Below are 19,487 nucleotides of genomic sequence, written 5' to 3'. Positions count from 1 at the left end.
ATATCTAAGCCGCTGCACACAAAAAAAGAACAAGGCTTCTAATGTCCCTGTTCTTTCTTCCTAAAATAAGAATACTCTTACTCTCCAATCATCATCTTAATAATCTCTTCATTGGTCTCCCTCATGCCTTCTTTACCAAGACGACCGATATTTGTAATCGTGGCCTCCACACCATTGGTCACAATCCCGTCTCCTGCATAGAACTGCTGTCCCCGCAGATACATATTGTAGCCCAGAATCCCTGCGTCCACAGACGCGGCAATCTTCGCCGCACAGGAGGCCTTTGCCCCATCGCAGACCATTCCGGACACGATTGCTAAGGCATTGACTACGGTATGTACTGCCTCCTCATATCCGCCGCCGCACAGGTAGGCAATCCCCGCGCCCGCAGCCGCCCCTGCACTGACAGCTCCGCAGTATGCGGACAGCCTTCCAATACCCGTCTTCTGGTGAATCGCCACCAGATTGGACAGCGTCAGAGCCCGATAGGTCTTCTCCTTCCCTGCTTCCTTCTCCTTGGCATACTCAAGCACCGGAAGGGAACAGGTCATCCCCTGATTCCCGCTTCCTGCATTGATGATCACCGGAAGCTCACATCCGTTCATACGGGCATCTGAACCGGCTGCCGCCATGGCCTTAGCGCGGGTTCTCACATCCGTTCCATAGGTATCTAACAACACGCTGCCGATATTCGCGCCATATTCTCCGTTCAGGCCCTCCTTGGCAATGGCAGTATTATACTCAATCTGACGGTCAAGGACCTCCTTCACATCCTGAATATCCACAGTATTGGCAAAATCCCAGATGCTCTCCATATCCAAAAGGCTTCTGTCTGTCAGTCCTTCTTCATTCTCTCCCTCCACAGGAGCATCCAAAAGCTTCTCACCGTCCTTCTCAATAAGCACAATGTTTGTATGGTAGTTGGCAATCCTAACCTTCGCATAGGAATCACCCTTGGACACGATTACGATAATGTCAAATGTAATTCCATTGTCAATATGCTCTACACTCACCGGAACTGTGTCAAGGAACTTCACCATATCTTTTGTCTGCTCCTGGGTAACCTCTGCGATTACCTCCAACTCCTTCTCGGCTTTTCCAGCAATAATTCCCGCCGTTGCCGCTGCAGGTATTCCCTTCAGGTGATTGGTATTAGGCACAATCACGCTCTTAACATTCTTGATAATACTTCCGCTTGCCCCGATATGCACCTTATCAGGAATCTCTCCCAGCACCTCTCTCGCCTTCGCTGCTGCGTATGCAAGGGCAATGGGCTCTGTGCACCCCATGGCAGGAACCAGTTCTTCCTTCAAAATCTGTACATAAGCCTGGTATTTTTCATCTGATCTTTGCACCTTTATCCTCCTTCGGAAACCGCCTTACCATAGCGATTCCCCACGACATATTTGTCTATATTATAAGAAAATTCGGGACAGGTTGCAACCATTTGCAAAAAAATTTGCCATTATGCACTTATCGAGTTTCCTGTATACAACTGATAATATCTTCCCTTCTCCTCTACCAACTGTTCATGGGTTCCCCGCTCAATGATTCTTCCCTGCTCTAATACCATGATACAATCTGAATTACGGACAGTAGACAGTCTGTGGGCTATTACGAATGTCGTCCGCCCATTCATAAGCTTATCCATTCCATCCTGAACAATCCGCTCTGTCCTGGTATCAATCGAGCTGGTGGCCTCGTCAAGAATCAGTACAGGTGGGTCTGCCACAGCCGCCCTTGCAATGGCAAGAAGCTGTCTCTGTCCCTGACTTAAGTTGGCCCCGTCGCCAGTCAGCATGGTATCGTACCCGTTAGGCAGCCTTCGGATAAACCCGTCTGCATTGGCAAGCCTTGCCGCCGCCACAACCTCCTCGTCTGTAGCGTCCAGCTTCCCAAAGCGTATATTTTCCATCACCGTTCCGGTAAACAGGTGAGTATCCTGCAGTACAATCCCCAGAGAACGCCGCAGATCCCCTTTCTTAATCTTATTAATATTAATCCCGTCATACCGAATCTTACCATCCTGAATATCATAAAAACGGTTAATCAGATTCGTAATAGTAGTCTTACCTGCACCGGTAGAGCCTACAAAGGCAATCTTCTGTCCTGGCTCGGCAAAGAGCTTCACGTCATGGAGAACAATCTTATCGTCATTGTAGCCGAAATCTACGCCGTTAAACACAACGTCGCCTCTTACCTCAACATAGTCCACGCTGCCGTCTGCCTGATGGGTGTGCTTCCACGCCCATCTGCCGGTTCTTTCGGCGCTTTCCCTAAGCTGCCCGTTTTCCTCCACAGCATTGACCAGGGTTACATATCCCTTATCCTCTTCCGCCTTCTCATCCAACAGGCCAAATACCCGCTGGGCGCCTGCCATTGCCATTACCACAGCGTTTAGCTGCTGGCTCACCTGGTTAATCGGCATACTAAAGCTCTTATTAAAGGTAAGAAAACTTGCAAGCCCTCCTAAAGTAAATCCTCCTACATGATGCAGCGCCAGCGCGCCGCCTACGATAGCGCACACCACATAGCTGATATTTCCAAGCTGGGCGTTAATCGGCCCAAGGAAATTGGCAAATGTATTCGCCCGATCTGCGCTTACGAACAATCGGTCATTCAACTCCTTGAACGCCTTTTTATTCTCCTCCTCGTGACAGAAAACCTTGACTACCTTCTGCCCGTTCATCATTTCCTCGATATACCCGTTCACGGCCCCAAGGTTCGCCTGCTGCTCTAAGAAATATTTCCCGCTTCTTCCTGCCGCCGCCTTCGAGCTTAGAATCATCACAGCCACCATGGCGAGAGTTACAGCCGTCAGGGGAATACTCAAAATAACCATACTGACAAATACACTGACAATGGTAATCCCGCTGTTAATCACCTGGGGAATACTCTGGCTGATCATCTGGCGCAGAGTATCAATGTCATTCGTATAGACAGACATAATGTCCCCATGGGCATGGGTATCAAAATACTTAATGGGTAATCTCTCCATATGTGCAAACAAATCGTCCCTAAGGGCTCTAAGCGTCCCCTGAGTCACATTTACCATAATCCGGTTATACGCATAAGTAGAGATAATCCCCACGCCGTAGAACATTGCAATCCTTACAATGGCATTTGCCAGAGGCGTAAAATCCGGCTCATCTGTCATAAGAAACGGCGTTATATAGTCGTCAATCAGATTTTTCATAAACAGCGTCCCCTGTACATTGGCAAGGACGCTCACAAAAATCAGCGCAATCACCGCCAAATAATGGAATTTATAGTACCGGAATACATACTCCATCAGCCGTTTAAATATCTTCATGGGATTCTCAACCTGAGGCTTCACTCCCATTGGTCCTCTATTCATCGGTCCCGCCATCTCTAATCACCTGCCTTCTCATCAAAATCTCCGCCGCCCTTTGTCTGTGATTCATAGACCTCACGGTAAATGGCGTTTTCACGAAGCAGCTCATCATGAGTTCCAAAGGCGTCCACACGCCCATCCTCCATGACGATAATCCGATCCGCATCCTTTACACTTCCGATTCTCTGAGCAATAATCAGCTTCGTCGTGTTCGGAATCTCCTCTCGGAATGCCTTGCGGATTCTGGCGTCAGTCGCCGTGTCCACCGCGCTGGTGCTATCGTCCAGAATAAGAATCTTCGGCTCCTTAAGCAATGCTCTTGCAATACAAAGCCGTTGTCTCTGACCGCCTGATACGTTGCTTCCTCCCTGCTCTATATGTGTCTCATACCCTTCAGGGAGCCGCAAAATAAATTCATCTGCACAAGCCTGGCAGCACGCTCTCTTACATTCCTCCTCCGTCGCTCTCTGATTGCCCCAACGCAGGTTGTCGAAAATCGAGCCGGAGAACAAAACGTTATTCTGGAGAACCACAGACACCTGGTTTCGCAGGGCTTCCATATCGTATTCCTTGACATTCCTTCCCCCTACAAGTATCTCTCCGCCTGTCACGTCGTAGAGACGGCTGATTAAGTTCACAAGGCTGGTCTTTGCGCTTCCGGTTCCTCCAATAATTCCAATCACCTCTCCTGAATGGATTTTGAGATTAATATCTTTTAACACCGGACTTTCACTGTCCCTTCGGTAAGCAAAATCCACGTTCCTGAATTCGATACTTCCGTCCGGCACCTCAAACACTGGTTCAGCCGGATTCTCGATATCGCTGCTTTCATTAAGCACCTCTGAGATACGCCGGATGCTGGCCATACTCATGGATATCATGACAAATACCATGGACAGCATCATCAGACTCATCAGAATATTCATACAGTAGGCAAGCAGACTCATCAACTCTCCTGTGGTAAGGGTGGACGCAACAATCATCTTCGCCCCAATCCAGCTTATTAACAGGATACAACTATACACCGTAAACTGCATCAGAGGCGCATTGTACACCAGATTGCACTCCGCCTTCATAAAAATCCGGTAAATATTCTCGCTTGCCTTCTTAAACTTAGCCGTCTCCTGTTCTTCCCGAACATAAGCCTTTACCACCCGAATAGCAGAAACATTTTCCTGAACAGACGCATTCATATCGTCATACTTGGGAAACGCCTGCTGGAAATACTTGGTGGCATGGCTCATAATCAGCGCCAGCAAGACGCCAAGTATTGCTACGGCGATCAGATAAACACAAGACAGCTTAGCGTTAATGCGAAACGCCATAACCATGGCGCACAGAAGGCTGGCTGGCGCTCGTGTAAACATCCGCAGAGTCATCTGATAGGCGTTCTGTACATTGGTCACGTCCGTCGTAAGCCTTGTCACCAGCCCTGCGGTGCTGTACTTGTCAATATTTGCAAAGGAAAAGGTCTGAATATGGTTGAACATCGTCTCCCTCAGATTCTTCGCAAGTCCGGCGGACGCCTTGGCGCCATACCTTCCGCCTGCCATTCCGGCTAACAGCCCGATGGCCGCAGCCGCCACCATTACCCCTCCGACTTTGTAAATATGATTGATATCTCCCGCATTCACACCGTCGTCAATAATCGAAGCCATTAAGAAGGGTATCATCATCTCCATCAATACCTCAAGAATCATAAACAGCGGCGTCGCGATTGAGGCGCCCTTATATTCCTTTACTTCACGCAATAAAGTTTGGATCATCTATTTCCTCCTTTCCGTCATTGGCACATTCCTTAATCGATTGCGAATTCAGATTTTCCCTTAATTTCTCAATCACAGAATAGAACACTGACAATTCTTCATCCGTAATCCCCTCCACCAGACTGGTATCAAGATGATCAATCAGATTCTCAAGCATTTCATGATTCCTTACACCCTTCTCTGTCAGGACTACTTTCTTAAGGCGGGCATCATACTCCACAGACTGTCGGACAATAAACCCTTTTTTCTCCATCAACTGAATAATATTCGTAACCGTCGATCTGCCTATGGAAAAATACTGCTCCATATCCTTCTGGAAAACATCCTTGTCTCGGTTCGTATACAGATAACGGATAATCCAGCCATGCATCAGCGTAACCTCGTCAATCCCCGCGGCTTTCACACGTGCCTGGAGATTTCTCGCCAGCATATGATCCAGCCTGCGAATCTCGAAACCGATTCTTTCTTCCCGTTTTCTCATATCATCCTCCTTTGAAGCCAGATTGTTCGTTGTAAAACTGTTCGATAACAAACATATTTTATCACATAAAAATAAAATGTCAAGAAGCCTCTATCTAAAAATTTCCACCCAGATACAGCTATTTTTTTAACTGTACGGGTGGAAATTCTCTAAGCAAGTCTCATTTTTAAGATTGGGCTAATCTTCTTATAAATCAACAGTACGATTACAGACACCAGAAACCCTTTCAGAAGATTGAAGGGCGCTACTGCAAATATCGCAAATGTGGCCAGGCTTGTAATATGGCCATTCACAGCCGAGCCCATTCCAATCAACGCGTCCATGGGCATCCCGAAAGCCTTGGCATAGGTTGGCAGTAGTACAAAAGCGTTCAGAAAGCAGCCTACAAAGGTCATGAACAGCGTCCCCGCACCCATGCCTATTACCGCCCCCATCTTGGTTCTTTTTTTCTTGTAAATAACTGCCGCCGGAACCACCAGCGAACATCCAATCAGAAAGTTTGCAAACTCTCCCACGCCTGCCGTGTCCGTCCCATTAATGGCCAGATTCAGCAGAATCTTCAAAAGCTCAATCACCGCCCCTGCAACGGGTCCCATGGTAAAACACCCCACCATTACCGGAACCTCGCTGAAATCAATCTCATAGAATGCAGGCGCAAACGGAAGCGGAATCTCAAATAACATCAATACCACAGATATGGCTGCCAGCATCCCCATCTGCGCCATACGCCTCACGTTCGTCCTTGCCCCTGCCTTTGTATCCATTCCCCTTTTCCTCCTTCTAATGTTTTCCAAATATCAAAACGATTCTTCTTCCACGCTATACATCACTTTACAATTCTTCTTATAACACGCAATGCCATACTTACGGATTGTAGGAATCCCCCTTTGACGGAACACCGCAGCATATCGACTCTCCTCTATCTGCCGCATGGCCTCCTCACATGTTCTGTCAAATGCACCATCCTCTGCATATTTCACCTCAATGATACATCCTATATCCTTAGACGGAATCTCAAGCGTGATATCCGTATATCCAATTCCTGATTCTGCATTAGATTTAACCAGCCATCTTCCATCCGACTTAAGCAGCCCTAACAACATACCATGGTAAAAATTTTCTTTCATTTCTTTTCTTGTAAAAGTATCCCGTATACTGATTGAATCCTCCATGAATTTATTGAATAAATTCTCTATCTCTTTTGCGCAGCCAGTTTCCATAGCCATACAAAACTTCTGCCAATGTTCCCTGTCTCTTGTGACTCTCACCCGAAACCATGAATAGATTCTGTCTCTGTATATTTCAAGAACCTCCTTATTGGGAATAACCAGTTTATGAACCTTGCCGTTAGACGCTTCAAAGTCAGTCAGATAACCGGTAGCATAAAGCACACTCCTCAAATAAGTCTGACGGAGGCTTGGATCCTCACTGTCAAGATCTGTATACGTTAATTCCGGAACGATTGGCTTCTCAACATAATCTCCCGAAATCAATGTTTCTATTTCAGCCTTTGTCGCCTCCGTGGCTTCTTCAATAATATCCCGAACAATCGCATTACTGCTGCTGTTCTCCCAATGAGATTCCATTGGGCTGTCCTTTCTAACCCTCATCTTATCACATTGGTTGATTACATCCCAGGGACAATAAACGTCAACATCTCCAAAACGGTAACCGTCGTACCACTCCTTGACATCCCCAAACCGTTCCTCCACTCCATAGTAGCACAGCATTTCTCTCACTTCATGGTCTGTAAATCCAAAATACTTTGCACATTCTATATCTGAGATTGTCCGTACCTTAAAATTATTAAGCCCCGTAAAAATACTCTCCTTCGCAATTCTCAGACATCCTGTAATAACAGCAAAAAATAAATATTTATTTGTTTTCAATACCTGGCTGAACACAGATCGGATTAGCGTTGCCATCTCCAAATAATAGCCATTCCAATACGCTTTATTTAAAGGAACATCATACTCGTCCAGCAGAACAATGACAGGAATTCCATAATGCTTATAAAGTAATTGGGTCAAAAGCCTTAGACTGCCCTGAAGAGCCCTCGCTTCTCCAAACTCCTCCTCTATAAGATAGCTTAGCTTCTTCTTATCTGCTTTCGTCAGCTTGTCACTCTCCAAAAGGAAACTAAAACGCCCCGCTTCTTCACTGATTACACTTCCAAGCATAGCATATGCCATCTGAAAATCCGTTCCTTCAACGTCCTTCAGGCTAATTGATATAACCGGATATTTACCCATATACTGTTCACAGAGCGCCGTATCTTCTGAAATCTCTAATTCATCGAACAGGGATGGATCTGTCCCAAGCTCAAAAAAAGTCTTCAACATATCCATATTCAGACTCTTACCAAATCGCCGTGGTCTTGTAAATAGATTCACACTTCCCCTTGTATTCAGTAAATCCCGAATAAATCCCGTCTTGTCTACATAGTAAAAATCATCTCGTTTAAAATTATCAAAAAATTCAATCCCGATTGGCAGTTTTTTCATTTCCATCCTTCTCCCTTATATAAATGCCTAAAACATCATGCCAATAGCTCCCCTTTATACTATCATACTTCAATTTTCCTTTCAATTATACATTTACATTTCCCAATCACGCCAAAATGTGGTATACTAAGGACAAGATTTATCAACTTCTGAAGTCTCTTTGGATGTAAGTAAAGGGGGAAATGACAATGACAGGAGAATTAATCAAGGAAGTTAAGCACATTCAGCAATGTCTGGTGAATAAGGACATGGACGGGGAAGAATGGGAAGAAAAAATGGAGATGGTTCATAAGCTGGAGGAGGTAGTCACTTACCTTAAGGATGCCATGGGCCGAGGAATAGAGTTCTAAGTATACAGATTAGGCAAGGGGGTGATGCATTAAGCAACATCCCCTCTTTTATTGCCATTACCGCTCCCATCTTGCAGAAGCCCCACAGGGAAGGCAAAGTCCCGTACTGCTCACAGGAAGCCCAATCTCCTGAGCCGTTACCGTACCCTGGTATCTCTCAAGCTCTACACCAAGCATATAAGTAAGCACAGACGGCGCCAGCCCCGTTGTATAAGAATTGACGAGAAAGAATAAAGGGCTGTCCGATAACAGGTTTGCACATAGCCTAATTAATGGATGAATGGCATCCTCAATCTTCCATATTTCACCCTTTGGCCCTCTGCCGTAAGATGGCGGGTCCATAATAATTCCGTCATAATGATTCCCTCTGCGTATCTCCCGTTCTACAAACTTCACACAGTCGTCCACCAGCCAGCGGACAGGCTTATCCGACAGACCAGAGGAGGCTGCATTCTCCTTTGCCCAGGCAACCATACCTTTAGACGCATCCACATGGGTCACGCTGGCGCCGGCAGCGGCAGCCGCAAGAGTCGCGCCGCCTGTATAGGCAAATAGGTTCAGCGCCTTGACTTTACGCCCTGCATGGCGAATCTTATCCGAAACCCAGTCCCAGTTGGCCGCCTGCTCTGGGAATAGACCAGTATGCTTGAAGCTAAAAGGTTTGAGGTTAAAAGTCAGATTGCGGTAATGAATCTGCCATTGCTCCGGTAATTGGAAGAATTCCCATTCGCCGCCGCCCTTCTGACTTCGGTGATAATGTCCGTTTCTCTGCTTCCACTCCCCCACACTCCTGGGCGTATCCCAAATCACCTGCGGGTCCGGACGAATCAGCAGATACGTTCCCCAACGTTCCAGTTTCTCTCCTTTGCTGCAGTCTATAATCTCATAATCTTTCCAGTTATCCGCTACCCACATAGTCAGAATTCCTTTCTTATCAGTCTCTTAAGTTTCATTGTGTAAATTCTTCGGCATTTCTTAAAAGCATTTCTTCAACCTCTCCCATCTGTACCTTAGTCTGGGGATTAGAATAAGGAATCCTGCGAATCAGCCGCTTTATGTAATCATTTTCCCGTATCATGTCCATAGACACCTTATAATTAATGTCAAAAAAATACGCCAGATAAGACAGCCAATAGTCCATCTTTGTCCTTCTGGCAGAGGAAAGGATGGACTCTTTTCTTTTAAACTGTTCTAAAATCTCACCACTTATCGCCGTCTCTCCTACTTCCCTTGCCGTAACCCCCAATATAGTCTCTATGGTGTCCTCCAGCTTCACGCGGCAGTTATCCAGCTTATCAGCATCCCTGATAATTCGAGCATGCCTCAATGTCCGGTCATCGGTAATCCCCTGAAGCCGAAAATCACTATGCTTTGCAATCGCTGTCCGGATTACCTCATCAAAGGTATCCTCCTTCACAAAATTCCGGATTAATCCCTCCTCAAAAAGTATCCGAACGCCAAAACTTGCGTGATCCATGGTATCCGGCTCGAAGCTGTCGAAGCGTTTCAACTGTTCAAACCTTCCGATATCATGAAGAAGTCCGATTAACTGCGCCAATTCCTGTTCTTCTTTGGGAAGCTGCATCCGTTCTGCAATCTGGCGGCTGCATTTTGCTACCCCATAGGTATGCACAATCTTAAGCCGAACCTTATCATCCTCTCTGTCATATCCGTCCAGATATTGTTCAAATACTTTCTTAGCGTGTAATAAATCCATCTTATCCCCCAATCACCTAGAGCTTATCAAAGTTAAGACGGAGTAACTCATCAAAAGAATGAATGGTCACATAGTCGCCCTTCACATCTCCGAAGCCATATGCCGCATATATCATCGGAACCCCTGCTTTTTTACAGGCATCTGCATCCCCTTGGGTATCACCCACATATACCGCACTCTCGATTCCGTTTCTTTCCATAATAATCCTGATATTATCGCCTTTTAATTGCCCCGTATCCCCAGGACATGTGAAATCTCTAATACAAGCGCCAAGCCCTGTATTTTCCAAAAATGCCTCTATATAGCCAGACTGGCAGTTACTGACAATGAACAGGGGATACTTTTCACTCAGAGTGCGGATAGTCTCCGGCATCTGGTCATAGCAGACACAAGGCGCATCCTTCACATGCTCATTCTCATATTGATACATGTAGTACGCCAATTCATCCTTCTCGCCACGGTTAAGCTCTGGAAACAGGTCGTCCATAATCTCGTCTAAGGGCTTCCCAAACTCCTTCTTCAATTCTTCTCCTGTCAATGTGCGTTCAATCCTGGCATGCTCCCGTATCGCCTGATTCCATGAGACTGCCACTTCATCTGTGGAATCCCACAGTGTTCCATCTACATCAAATATAATGCCTACTGCCATGTATGTTCTTCCCCTTTTCTTATTTTAATTTCATAATCTTCCTGTTTTTTAACTATGAATCCGTTCTGCTTTCCTCAATAGCCATAATCATATCTACCCGTTCCTGATGACGGCCGCCCTCAAACTCAGCGTCTAACCACGCCTTTACAATCTCTTTTGCTGTCTCTATCCCAATAATCCTTGCTCCAAATGCAAGAATGTTCGCATTATTATGCTGTCTCACCAGCCTTGCCGTACAGGACTCCGAGCACACGGCCGCCCTGATTCCCTTCACCTTATTGGCGGCAAGAGAGATTCCCACACCTGTCCCACAGATTAAAACTCCAAGGTCTACCTCCTTCGCTGCGACCGCCCTTGCCACCCTCTCACCATAGGCGGCATAATTACAGCTTTCATTGCTGTCCGTACCATAATTCACAACCTCGTACCCCAATTCCTTCAGATACTCCATAATCTCATTCTTCATCCCAACTGCCGAATGGTCGTTGCCAATACCTATTTTCATCAATCTATCCTCCCTTTCACGTATGATTCTTACATTATAATATCCCCACACATAATTCGCAACATACAACACACCAAATTCACTTGACTTCCACATTTTCACATTTTATAATTCAATAAGGTACTGAACCTGCTAACAGCAAAAAGGAGTAATCTATGATAAAATTAATCTCAAGCGACCTTGACGGTACTATACTTAAAAACGGCGCCCAGGAATTGCCTGCCGGCTTTTGTGATATCGTTAAAAGGTTAAAAGAAAAAGGAATACAATTCGCTGCCGCAAGCGGAAGGCAGTACTACAATCTTCGTCTTCTCTTTGATCCTGTCAAGGATGATATCCACTATATTGCGGAAAATGGCTCTCTGTGTGTCTGCCATAATCAGGTAATTTCCAAAGGTCTGATTGAACGTGATCTGGGATTTCGCATTTTTAAGGCTGTCCGCGAACGGGGCGGCTGCCACTGTCTCTTGTCCTGTGAGTCCGCCTGCTATACGGATTCCAAGGACCCTGCCTTTATCCGGCATATTTTAGATGTTGTACGCTATGATATGAGAATCGTGGACAGACTGGAGGAAATTACAGAACCCTTCCTTAAGATTGCTGTCTGTGATTTTTCGGGTACAGACAATATCATGGCTTATTTTCAGAAAATGTTTGAAGCCGAGATAAAGGTGGTCACCTCTGGGATGATTTGGATTGATTTTATTGCACCTAACGCCAACAAAGGAACCGCCCTCGCGAATCTGGCTGAACATCTGGGGGTTATGCCGGAGGAGTGTATGGCGTTTGGGGATCAGTATAATGATGTGGAGATGCTGAAATTCGCGGGCACCAGCTATGCCATGGCAGACTGTGCGCCTGGGATTTCGCAATACTCCACAGACGTGACGGATTCGGTGGAGGATGTGCTCAAACGGCTGTAGCGATCAGCATTGAGGCAGACGGCCTTTGCCTAAAGAAATATAATCAAAAACAAGGTGCAACGGATTAGGAAGAAGCCCGACGCTTGCACCTTGTTCATATTAATTATTCTTTTATTCTGTCAATCTCTGTAAGATTCACACCTAAACTTGAAAGGGTTACTTTTAATTCCAAATATCTTTTATGCATTGATTCGTAAGTATCTGGCGCAACATCTTTAATCGGCGTCATCCAATCCTGTAACCGCGAAAATTCTGTAACATAATCCTTGATTATATCTGCTGCACTTGGCATATCTATCACCCCGCTTTTTCATGCCATCGATTTGATACCTTCATTATAGCAATAAGCATTTGGTGTGTAAAGCCTCAATTCACTTAGAATAATTCCTTCACCGCTGGATAGATTTTCTTAAACTTCTGATATCTCTCCTCATACTTTGCCACTAACTCTGGCTCTGGCTCTACCGTATCCACAACCTTTACAACCTTCCCTGCAATGGTTTCCACATCTGGATACTCTTTACATCCCACCGCCGCAAGCATGGCGCCGCCGAGGGCGGGCCCCTCCTCGCTCTCAATCACGTCTACTTTCAGATTCATAATATTTGCAAGAATTTTTTTCCAGAGAGAACTCTTAGCGCCGCCGCCGCAAATCTTCGTGCGCTCAATCTGAAGCCCCAGGCTCTTGGCCACCTCTAAGGAATCCCGAAGTCCGAAGGTCACTCCCTCCAGTACCGCCTGGGTCATATCTTCTCTGGCTGTGTCCATGGACATACCGATAAACATGGCTCTGGCATCCGGATTATTATGAGGGGAACGCTCTCCCATGAGATATGGAAGATAGAACACCTGATTCTCCCCAAGCTTAGCAATCTTCGCCTGCTCTGCCCCGAAATCCTTTGTCTTTAGAATCTCCTCACTCCACCACTTGTTACAGGACGCTGCGCTCAGCATACATCCCATCAAATGGTAATGTCCGTCTGCATGGGCAAAAGAATGTAACGCATTATTTTCATCCACCCCAAAGGACTTGCTTGAGATAAAGATGGTTCCTGACGTACCCAGGGAAATGTTGCACATTCCGTCGCCTACGGTTCCGGTGCCAACTGCTGCCGCCGCGTTATCGCCTGCCCCTGCAATGACCTTTACCTTTGCAGAAAGACCTAATTTTCGGGCAACCTCCGGCTTCAAGACGCCGACCACCTCATAGCTTTCATATAATTTTGGAAGCTGCTCTTTCGTAATCCCGCAGATTTTCAGCATTTCCTCAGACCAGCGCCGATTCTTAACATCCATAAGCAGCATACCGGACGCGTCTGAAACGTCCGTACAGAATGAGCCGGACAGACAATATGCCAGATAATCCTTAGGCAGCATAATCTTGCTAATTCTATCAAAATTCTGCGGCTCATGCTTCTTCATCCAGAGAAGCTTAGGCGCCGTAAATCCTGCAAAGGCAATATTCGCCGTATACCGAGACAGCTTGTCCTTACCAATCTCCTGATTCAGATAATCCGTCTCCGCCCCAGTCCTTCCATCGTTCCACAGGATTGCGGGACGAATCACCCGATCTTCTTTATCGAGAGCCACTAATCCATGCATCTGGCCTCCAAAGCTTATGCCTGCCACCTGGCTTCTGTCACACTCGCTGACCAACTCTTTGATGCCCTCCATAGCCTGTGTAAACCAATCCTCCGGCTTTTGCTCAGACCAGCCGGCATGGGGGAAATACAGCGGATATTCCTTTGATACGATTTTGTGAATCTTTCCGTCACCGTCCATCAGTAACAGCTTTACTGCGGACGTTCCTAAATCTACTCCTATGTATAACATACTTCTATCTCCATGGATTCTCGGTCGGGTATCTTACACCTGCAGGCTGGTTGTATCCAATCTCCTCCACCGGCACCCCAATATACTTAAACACTTCAAACAAAGCCTTTCCGTGATGTCCAAACGCTACCGCGCCATGATGGGGATATCCGCCCTCAATCAGCACATGGCGGTAGAATCTTCCCATCTGCGGAATCGCAAATACACCGATGCCTCCGAAGGAGCGTGTTGCAACCGGAAGTACCTCGCCGTGAGCGATATAAGCGCGCAGCTTATTGTCCGCCGTACTTTGCAGGCGGTAGAACGTAATATCCCCCGGTACAATATCTCCCTCCAGAGTTCCCTGGGTCACTTCCTCTGGCAAAGTCCTTGCCATAATCATCTGATATTTCATCTCGCAGAAGGTCAGCTTCTTGGAGGCTGTATTGCCACAGTGGAAGCCCATAAACGTTTCCTGCTGCGTATAGTCATATTTACCCTTAATTTCTTCTTCGTACATATCCTTCGGCACAGAATTATTGATATCCAGAAGGGTTACCACGTCCTTACTTACTACTGCTCCGATAAATTCACTCAAAGTACCGTAAATATCCACCTCACAGGATACCGGTATCCCCTGTGCGGTCAGTCGGCTGTTTACATAGCAGGGCACAAATCCAAACTGAGTCTGGAATGCAGGCCAGCATTTTCCGGCAAGGGCAACGTATTTGCGGTAACCCTTGTGCTCGTCAATCCAATCCTTCAATGTCAGCTCATACTGCGCCAGCTTCTCAAGAATCTCCGGCTTCTTATTCCCTGCTCCAAGTTCATCCTCCATCTCTTTCACGATTGCAGGAATCCTCTCATCACCTGCATGTCTGTTAAATGCCTCGAACAAATCAAGCTCTGAGTTTTCCTCAATCTCAATCCCCAGGTTATAGAGCTGCTTAATGGGTGCGTTACATGCAAGGAAATTAAGCGGCCTTGGCCCGAAGCTGATGATTTTGAGTTCACCAAGTCCTACGATTGCCCTTGCGATTGGGATAAACTCATGAATCATATCCGCACATTCCTCGGCGTCCCCTACGGGATATTCCGGTATGTATGCCTTTACGTTGCGAAGCTTTAAGTTATAGCTTGCGTTGAGCATACCGCAGTATGCGTCGCCCCGTCCCTGTACCAGATTGTCTCCCCGTTCTTCGGCCGCTGCGATAAACATCTTCGGCCCTTCAAAATGCTTAGCAAGAAGCGTCTCTGCTATCTCTGGCCCAAAATTTCCAAGATATACCACCAGCGCGTTACATCCCGCCGCCTTAATATCCTCCAATGCCTGTACCATGTGAAGCTCACTCTCCACGATACAAACCGGACATTCGTAGATTCCTTCCTCACCATATTTCTCCGTATATGCTTTCATTAAGTTTTTCCTTCTTGTCACGGACAGGCTCTCTGGGAAACAGTCACGGCTTACTGCTACTACTCCAATCTTCAATTCTGGTATGTTGTTCATAGTGTTGCTCCTCCTTAAATATACGTTACGTTTTACCATACTAATGTCATTCTATCAATTTTTTTGCCGAGATACAACTCAATAATTAGACTTTATCTTAAACTCAACCTTCGACCCTTCTTCACTTACAGCCATTCCGTCGCTCCAGCTACGGCAACCGCCCTGGCGCCACATTCATTTCCATACTCCGCACATTCCTTAAGTGTGCCTCCTTTAGACAGGGCAAAAATAAATCCCGCCGCAAAGCTGTCTCCCGCGCCTGTCGTATCAACACACGATACCCCCTTTTTCCCAGGCACCATATAAGCTTCCTTCTGATTCATCACCAAAGCTCCCTTCTTGCCACACTTAATCACCACGTTTTTCACACCCGTTTCAAGAATCGCCCTCGCCGCCTCAAAAGCTGTGTCCTTTCCCGTCAGCAGCATTGCCTCCTCATGGTTTGGCAATAAGTAATCAATATAAGAAAATGCCTCTGCCATGTCCTTAAGCGTCTCCCCATTCTTACGCTTCGTCATATCCGCACAAACAATCTTGTTCTGCCTCTTTGCCTGTGCAAATATATGCAAAAGCTCATCTGCGCCGATCTTGGGGAACACGAAGATACTGGCAAAACAGATGATTTTTACACTCTCCGGAAAGGGCATACGAATATCCGAAAGGCTGAGCTTTCTAAGGCTGCCTCTGGCGTTCGTAAGGAAGCTGCGGTTAGCGTCCTTCCCTACCAGCACCACATTAATCCCTGTCACCATTCCTTCCCGCACACAATCATCCCCAAGGAGGATCCCCTCCCGCCTGCAATGCCGCAGAATCCCGTCTCCGGCCTGATCATTACCAATCACCGTAACAAGCCCAACCTTCTTTCCCAGTCGGGCAAGCACCGTGGCCTCGTTCAGCGCATCCGCCCCTACCGACATACGGATGTCCTCGGCCGGATAAGAGCCCGTGTGAAATACCGCCTCATCCGCCGGACGGACTAGCACGTCTATGATTGCCGCGCCAATCACCAATACCTCCGGCTCTCCTGTTTCCATTTACTCCACTCCTCCTTCCATCTCATAGCAGTCCACAACTACAATTCCTCCCACAGCTTCATCCTCAACCTGAACCTCTGCCTCCACGTAAGGTTTTACCGGACAAAGCAAAGGCTGTATCGCCAGATTATCCGGAATCAGCTTTTTACTCCACTGTGCAATATCATTTTCCTTGTCATAAAAATGCACATTTACACCGCCAGAGTACCCCTTGGACATTGGTGTGGAGGTTTGTACCTTCATTGATGCAATCTTATAATCGGCAAGAGATTTATCTGCGTCAACTCCCGCGCCTTCAAGGACCTTTAGGGTCTTCTCAAAGAAGGGATAAATCATTGCCTCCTGATAGATTCCGTCCACCTCGGAAATAATTTCCATACATCCCACGGGAAAATCCGTTTTTAAATCGTCCATCTTAAGCCCTGCAACGTCCTCCTTATAGGCGGCAAGCAACGCCTCCTTCTCCCTCTCCGACATTCCAAGCATCCTCTCGTCTATCCCATCCGACCAGGTAATCTGCCCCTTCTTCACATCCTTTACCTCAATCAGCGGATAAGCCCGTTTCTTATACTCTTTCGTCTCATATACATTTGCAAAAGAATCCAAAGCCTTTTGATTCAGCGGATAACGCCTGTAGCGTCTGCTGCCGTCCTTTAAGCGATAACAAACCGTCGCTGTGGTGACTTTTGAATCTCCCCCATTAAGCACACCCTGGACCCACGTAAACCCTTCGTCAATACTCTCCTCCTCTGCCATAGAATACCACAGCAGCCGTTCCTCTGTCACAGAATTATCCTCTGTTTTTGCACGCCCAAACTGTCTCTGGCTCATATCAATACCGTTGATGCAAAAAGCCATCTCCGCCACCTGTTCTCTTTTTGGTATATAATTATCAAAGCCCGTCTTGTTGGCCAGGAACATGCATCCTGCCGCAAACGCACACACGCTTACCACACACATCTGCCATTTTCTCCTCCAAAGCCCACTCCCCTGTGTCCAAACCAGACACTCTATGAGCAAATGTCCTCCACACGCCCCAACAATCCCACAGACTCCTATCACCAAGACCTCTGCCGCTATGCCGTATTCCTTCACCTGGGTCATATCCAAAAGTAAGATTCCAAAGCCCATCCCTGCAAGTAATGAAACAGCTCCTTCAACCACACGCTCAGCCCAGGCAGATACGAACGCACGCCCTGTCTTCTCCGTTTTTCGTTCTTTGTGCACCAGCAATGCCAATGTCAGAAATACTCCCGCCCAGAGAAACGCCGCCAAAACAGCGCTCCCCTTTGGCTCATACTCCCAAACCTCCTTGCAGTCGTATATCCCTGTTCCCATCAGACTCTTAGCAAGCGCAAACGGCGCCAACAGCTTGCCGGCTTCATCAAAAAGGGGAATCCTGTAAAAATGCAGATAAAATTCCTTAACATATCCATAGAAAATATTCTGTATCATCACCTGAAAATACAAAAGGAACAATACTAGCGCGGCCACAGCCGTAATTATTTTCCCTGAAATGACCACGGCAAGTATGCCCGTATGGTAAAAAATCAGAAAAACCAACAGGGCAGCGCCAACGCTTCTTGCCAGGTAAGCCCCTGCATATGGGGTAAAATTCCGAATATTCACAGCCTCATAGACAGCAAGAAGCATCTGAGTAACCAGAAGCGGAGTAAAAAACTGACAAAGCCCATGAATATATCTGCTGAAAAACACAGTACTTTTCTTCACAGGAAGGCTATAATAGAAGTCCTGCTGCCTGACTTGAAACAGGTAGAAGAATTCAAGACCAGAAAACGCAAGCCCAAGCACTGTGCACAGAATGCATAATTCCATACTCCCAAGCCCGAAAAATACATACTCTGAATCCGCAGAAATATCCACCAGAGTCATAACCATATACAAAGATAAAAACCCCCAGGAAAGAACCGATACCAGATGGGATCGCCCAGCCTCCCGAAACCATCTACTGAAATACTTTGCTGACGTCATAACCGTTCCCCTCCATTTCCGCAAGAAATATCTCCTGAAGCGTCATGGGAACCTCTCGGCAGAACACTGGATTTTCCCGTTGAATCTGCTCTAAAATCTTCTCCTTTTCGCCTCTTACAATCAATGTGGTAAAATATCCCTCCTGCCGAAATCGGACTACATCCAGACAGACGTTCAGATATTCCTGCGCTTTTTCATGCATTTCCCCGTCGAACACACATTGAAGCTTGTAGATTTCCCCTGCCCTCCTGCGCATGTCTCCGGCAAGGAGCATCCCGCCTTTGTGCAGGATTGCGATATCCTGGCAGAACTCCTCCAAATCCTTAAGCTTGTGGGCTGCAACCACAACCGTACGGCTTTGCTCCTCCATTTCCCTTAGAAACAACTTCTTCATAACCTCCGTCACCACAGGGTCAAGCCCGTCAAATACCTCGTCGCATAACAGATAATCTGTATTAGCGCACAATGCCATAATCAGAAACGCCTGCCGCTTCATTCCCTTGGAAAACGTACGCAAGGGTCTTCTGGTGTCCAACTCTAAACGCTCTGCCATGTAGCCCACGGCTTCTGCGCTCATGCCTTTATACTGCCGGCGGTAAAAATCTGTCATCACCTCCATGCTTGCATTGGGGAAATAATAGGGGTCGTCTGGAAGATAAAAGAAGCTTTCCTTGACCTTGGGATTGTCATAACACGCCTCCCCGTCTATCAGAAGCTCCCCCTCGTCGCAGGATAAGATTCCCGCCATTGCCCGAAGCAGCGTGCTTTTTCCCGCGCCGTTGGTGCCAAGCAGCCCGAATATCCTGCCCTTAGGGATGGTAAATGTCACGTCATTCAAAGCGGTAATGCTGTCAAAATGTTTTGTCACATGCCGTATCTCTATCATAAT

At 46.8% G+C, this 19,487-nt stretch carries 18 protein-coding genes; 2 read left to right on the top strand and 16 right to left on the bottom strand.

The annotated features are described in order from the left end of the window. Window positions 1-77: 77 nt before the first annotated feature. The 6 genes from GN277_RS05655 to GN277_RS05630 all read right to left on the bottom strand — a co-directional run bounded on the left by GN277_RS05655 (window position 78) and on the right by GN277_RS05630 (window position 8,112). Window positions 78-1,355, bottom strand: a complete 1,278-nt coding sequence (locus GN277_RS05655; RefSeq protein ID WP_159750216.1) for an L-cysteine desulfidase family protein — start codon at window positions 1,353-1,355, stop codon at window positions 78-80. 110 nt (window positions 1,356-1,465) lie between these two features. Continuing rightward, entirely contained in the window at window positions 1,466-3,370 is a 1,905-nt protein-coding gene (locus tag GN277_RS05650; protein WP_159750215.1) for an ABC transporter ATP-binding protein, read from the bottom strand. Between the two features lie 2 nt (window positions 3,371-3,372). Then, window positions 3,373-5,121, bottom strand: coding sequence for an ABC transporter ATP-binding protein (locus GN277_RS05645; protein ID WP_159750214.1), 1,749 nt, complete (start codon window positions 5,119-5,121; stop codon window positions 3,373-3,375). Next, window positions 5,099-5,602: a MarR family winged helix-turn-helix transcriptional regulator gene (locus GN277_RS05640; RefSeq protein WP_159750213.1), complete on the bottom strand. Its 504-nt coding sequence runs from the start codon at window positions 5,600-5,602 to the stop codon at window positions 5,099-5,101. Before GN277_RS05640 ends, GN277_RS05645 begins: the two co-directional genes overlap by 23 nt. A gap of 149 nt (window positions 5,603-5,751) precedes the next feature. Next, window positions 5,752-6,366: an ECF transporter S component gene (locus tag GN277_RS05635; RefSeq protein ID WP_159750212.1), complete on the bottom strand. Its 615-nt coding sequence runs from the start codon at window positions 6,364-6,366 to the stop codon at window positions 5,752-5,754. 33 nt (window positions 6,367-6,399) lie between these two features. Beyond that, entirely contained in the window at window positions 6,400-8,112 is a 1,713-nt protein-coding gene (locus GN277_RS05630; RefSeq protein ID WP_159750211.1) for an AAA family ATPase, read from the bottom strand. Between the two features lie 182 nt (window positions 8,113-8,294). Between GN277_RS05630 and GN277_RS29350 the strand changes: the two genes are divergently transcribed. Next, complete coding sequence (locus GN277_RS29350) at window positions 8,295-8,456, top strand: hypothetical protein (RefSeq protein WP_204162708.1); 162 nt, start codon at window positions 8,295-8,297, stop codon at window positions 8,454-8,456. Between the two features lie 57 nt (window positions 8,457-8,513). Here the strand turns inward: GN277_RS29350 and GN277_RS05625 are convergent, their stop codons facing one another. From GN277_RS05625 to rpiB, 4 genes are read right to left on the bottom strand one after another with little or no spacing between them, the layout of a single operon-like run. Then, window positions 8,514-9,371: a class I SAM-dependent methyltransferase gene (locus GN277_RS05625; protein WP_159750210.1), complete on the bottom strand. Its 858-nt coding sequence runs from the start codon at window positions 9,369-9,371 to the stop codon at window positions 8,514-8,516. Window positions 9,372-9,405: 34 nt separating this feature from the next. Continuing rightward, on the bottom strand, window positions 9,406-10,173 hold the full coding sequence (locus tag GN277_RS05620; RefSeq protein WP_159750209.1) for an HD domain-containing protein: 768 nt from the start codon (window positions 10,171-10,173) through the stop codon (window positions 9,406-9,408). A gap of 16 nt (window positions 10,174-10,189) precedes the next feature. Next, on the bottom strand, window positions 10,190-10,822 hold the full coding sequence (locus GN277_RS05615; RefSeq protein ID WP_159750208.1) for an HAD family hydrolase: 633 nt from the start codon (window positions 10,820-10,822) through the stop codon (window positions 10,190-10,192). A 52-nt stretch (window positions 10,823-10,874) separates the two neighbouring features. Beyond that, on the bottom strand, window positions 10,875-11,327 hold the full coding sequence (rpiB, locus tag GN277_RS05610) for a ribose 5-phosphate isomerase B (protein ID WP_159750207.1): 453 nt from the start codon (window positions 11,325-11,327) through the stop codon (window positions 10,875-10,877). 155 nt (window positions 11,328-11,482) lie between these two features. On the opposite strand from rpiB, the gene GN277_RS05605 reads away from it, so the two are divergent. Then, window positions 11,483-12,250 carry an HAD family hydrolase gene (locus GN277_RS05605; protein WP_159750206.1) on the top strand — a complete coding sequence of 256 codons (768 nt, stop codon included), beginning with the start codon at window positions 11,483-11,485 and terminating at the stop codon, window positions 12,248-12,250. A gap of 103 nt (window positions 12,251-12,353) precedes the next feature. Here the strand turns inward: GN277_RS05605 and GN277_RS05600 are convergent, their stop codons facing one another. The 6 genes from GN277_RS05600 to GN277_RS05575 form a co-directional block, all read right to left on the bottom strand. Beyond that, a complete protein-coding gene (locus tag GN277_RS05600) occupies window positions 12,354-12,542 on the bottom strand; it encodes a hypothetical protein (RefSeq protein ID WP_159750205.1) in 189 nt (62 codons plus the stop codon). 83 nt (window positions 12,543-12,625) lie between these two features. Next, window positions 12,626-14,083, bottom strand: a complete 1,458-nt coding sequence (gene xylB, locus GN277_RS05595; protein WP_159750204.1) for a xylulokinase — start codon at window positions 14,081-14,083, stop codon at window positions 12,626-12,628. 4 nt (window positions 14,084-14,087) lie between these two features. Further along, window positions 14,088-15,572 carry an L-fucose/L-arabinose isomerase family protein gene (locus tag GN277_RS05590; RefSeq protein WP_159750203.1) on the bottom strand — a complete coding sequence of 495 codons (1,485 nt, stop codon included), beginning with the start codon at window positions 15,570-15,572 and terminating at the stop codon, window positions 14,088-14,090. A gap of 125 nt (window positions 15,573-15,697) precedes the next feature. Then, window positions 15,698-16,606, bottom strand: coding sequence for a carbohydrate kinase family protein (locus tag GN277_RS05585; protein ID WP_159750202.1), 909 nt, complete (start codon window positions 16,604-16,606; stop codon window positions 15,698-15,700). Continuing rightward, window positions 16,607-18,598 carry a DUF6449 domain-containing protein gene (locus GN277_RS05580; protein ID WP_159750201.1) on the bottom strand — a complete coding sequence of 664 codons (1,992 nt, stop codon included), beginning with the start codon at window positions 18,596-18,598 and terminating at the stop codon, window positions 16,607-16,609. Further along, window positions 18,573-19,484, bottom strand: coding sequence for an ABC transporter ATP-binding protein (locus tag GN277_RS05575; RefSeq protein WP_159750200.1), 912 nt, complete (start codon window positions 19,482-19,484; stop codon window positions 18,573-18,575). The genes GN277_RS05580 and GN277_RS05575 overlap by 26 nt, the downstream gene beginning before the upstream one ends. Window positions 19,485-19,487 lie beyond the last annotated feature (3 nt).

The organism is Sporofaciens musculi, from assembly GCF_009830285.1.
Taxonomy (GTDB): Bacteria; Bacillota; Clostridia; order Lachnospirales; family Lachnospiraceae; genus Sporofaciens; species Sporofaciens musculi.
Note: the sequence above shows the minus strand (reverse complement) of the source record. Positions and strands in the feature narration are given on the sequence as shown.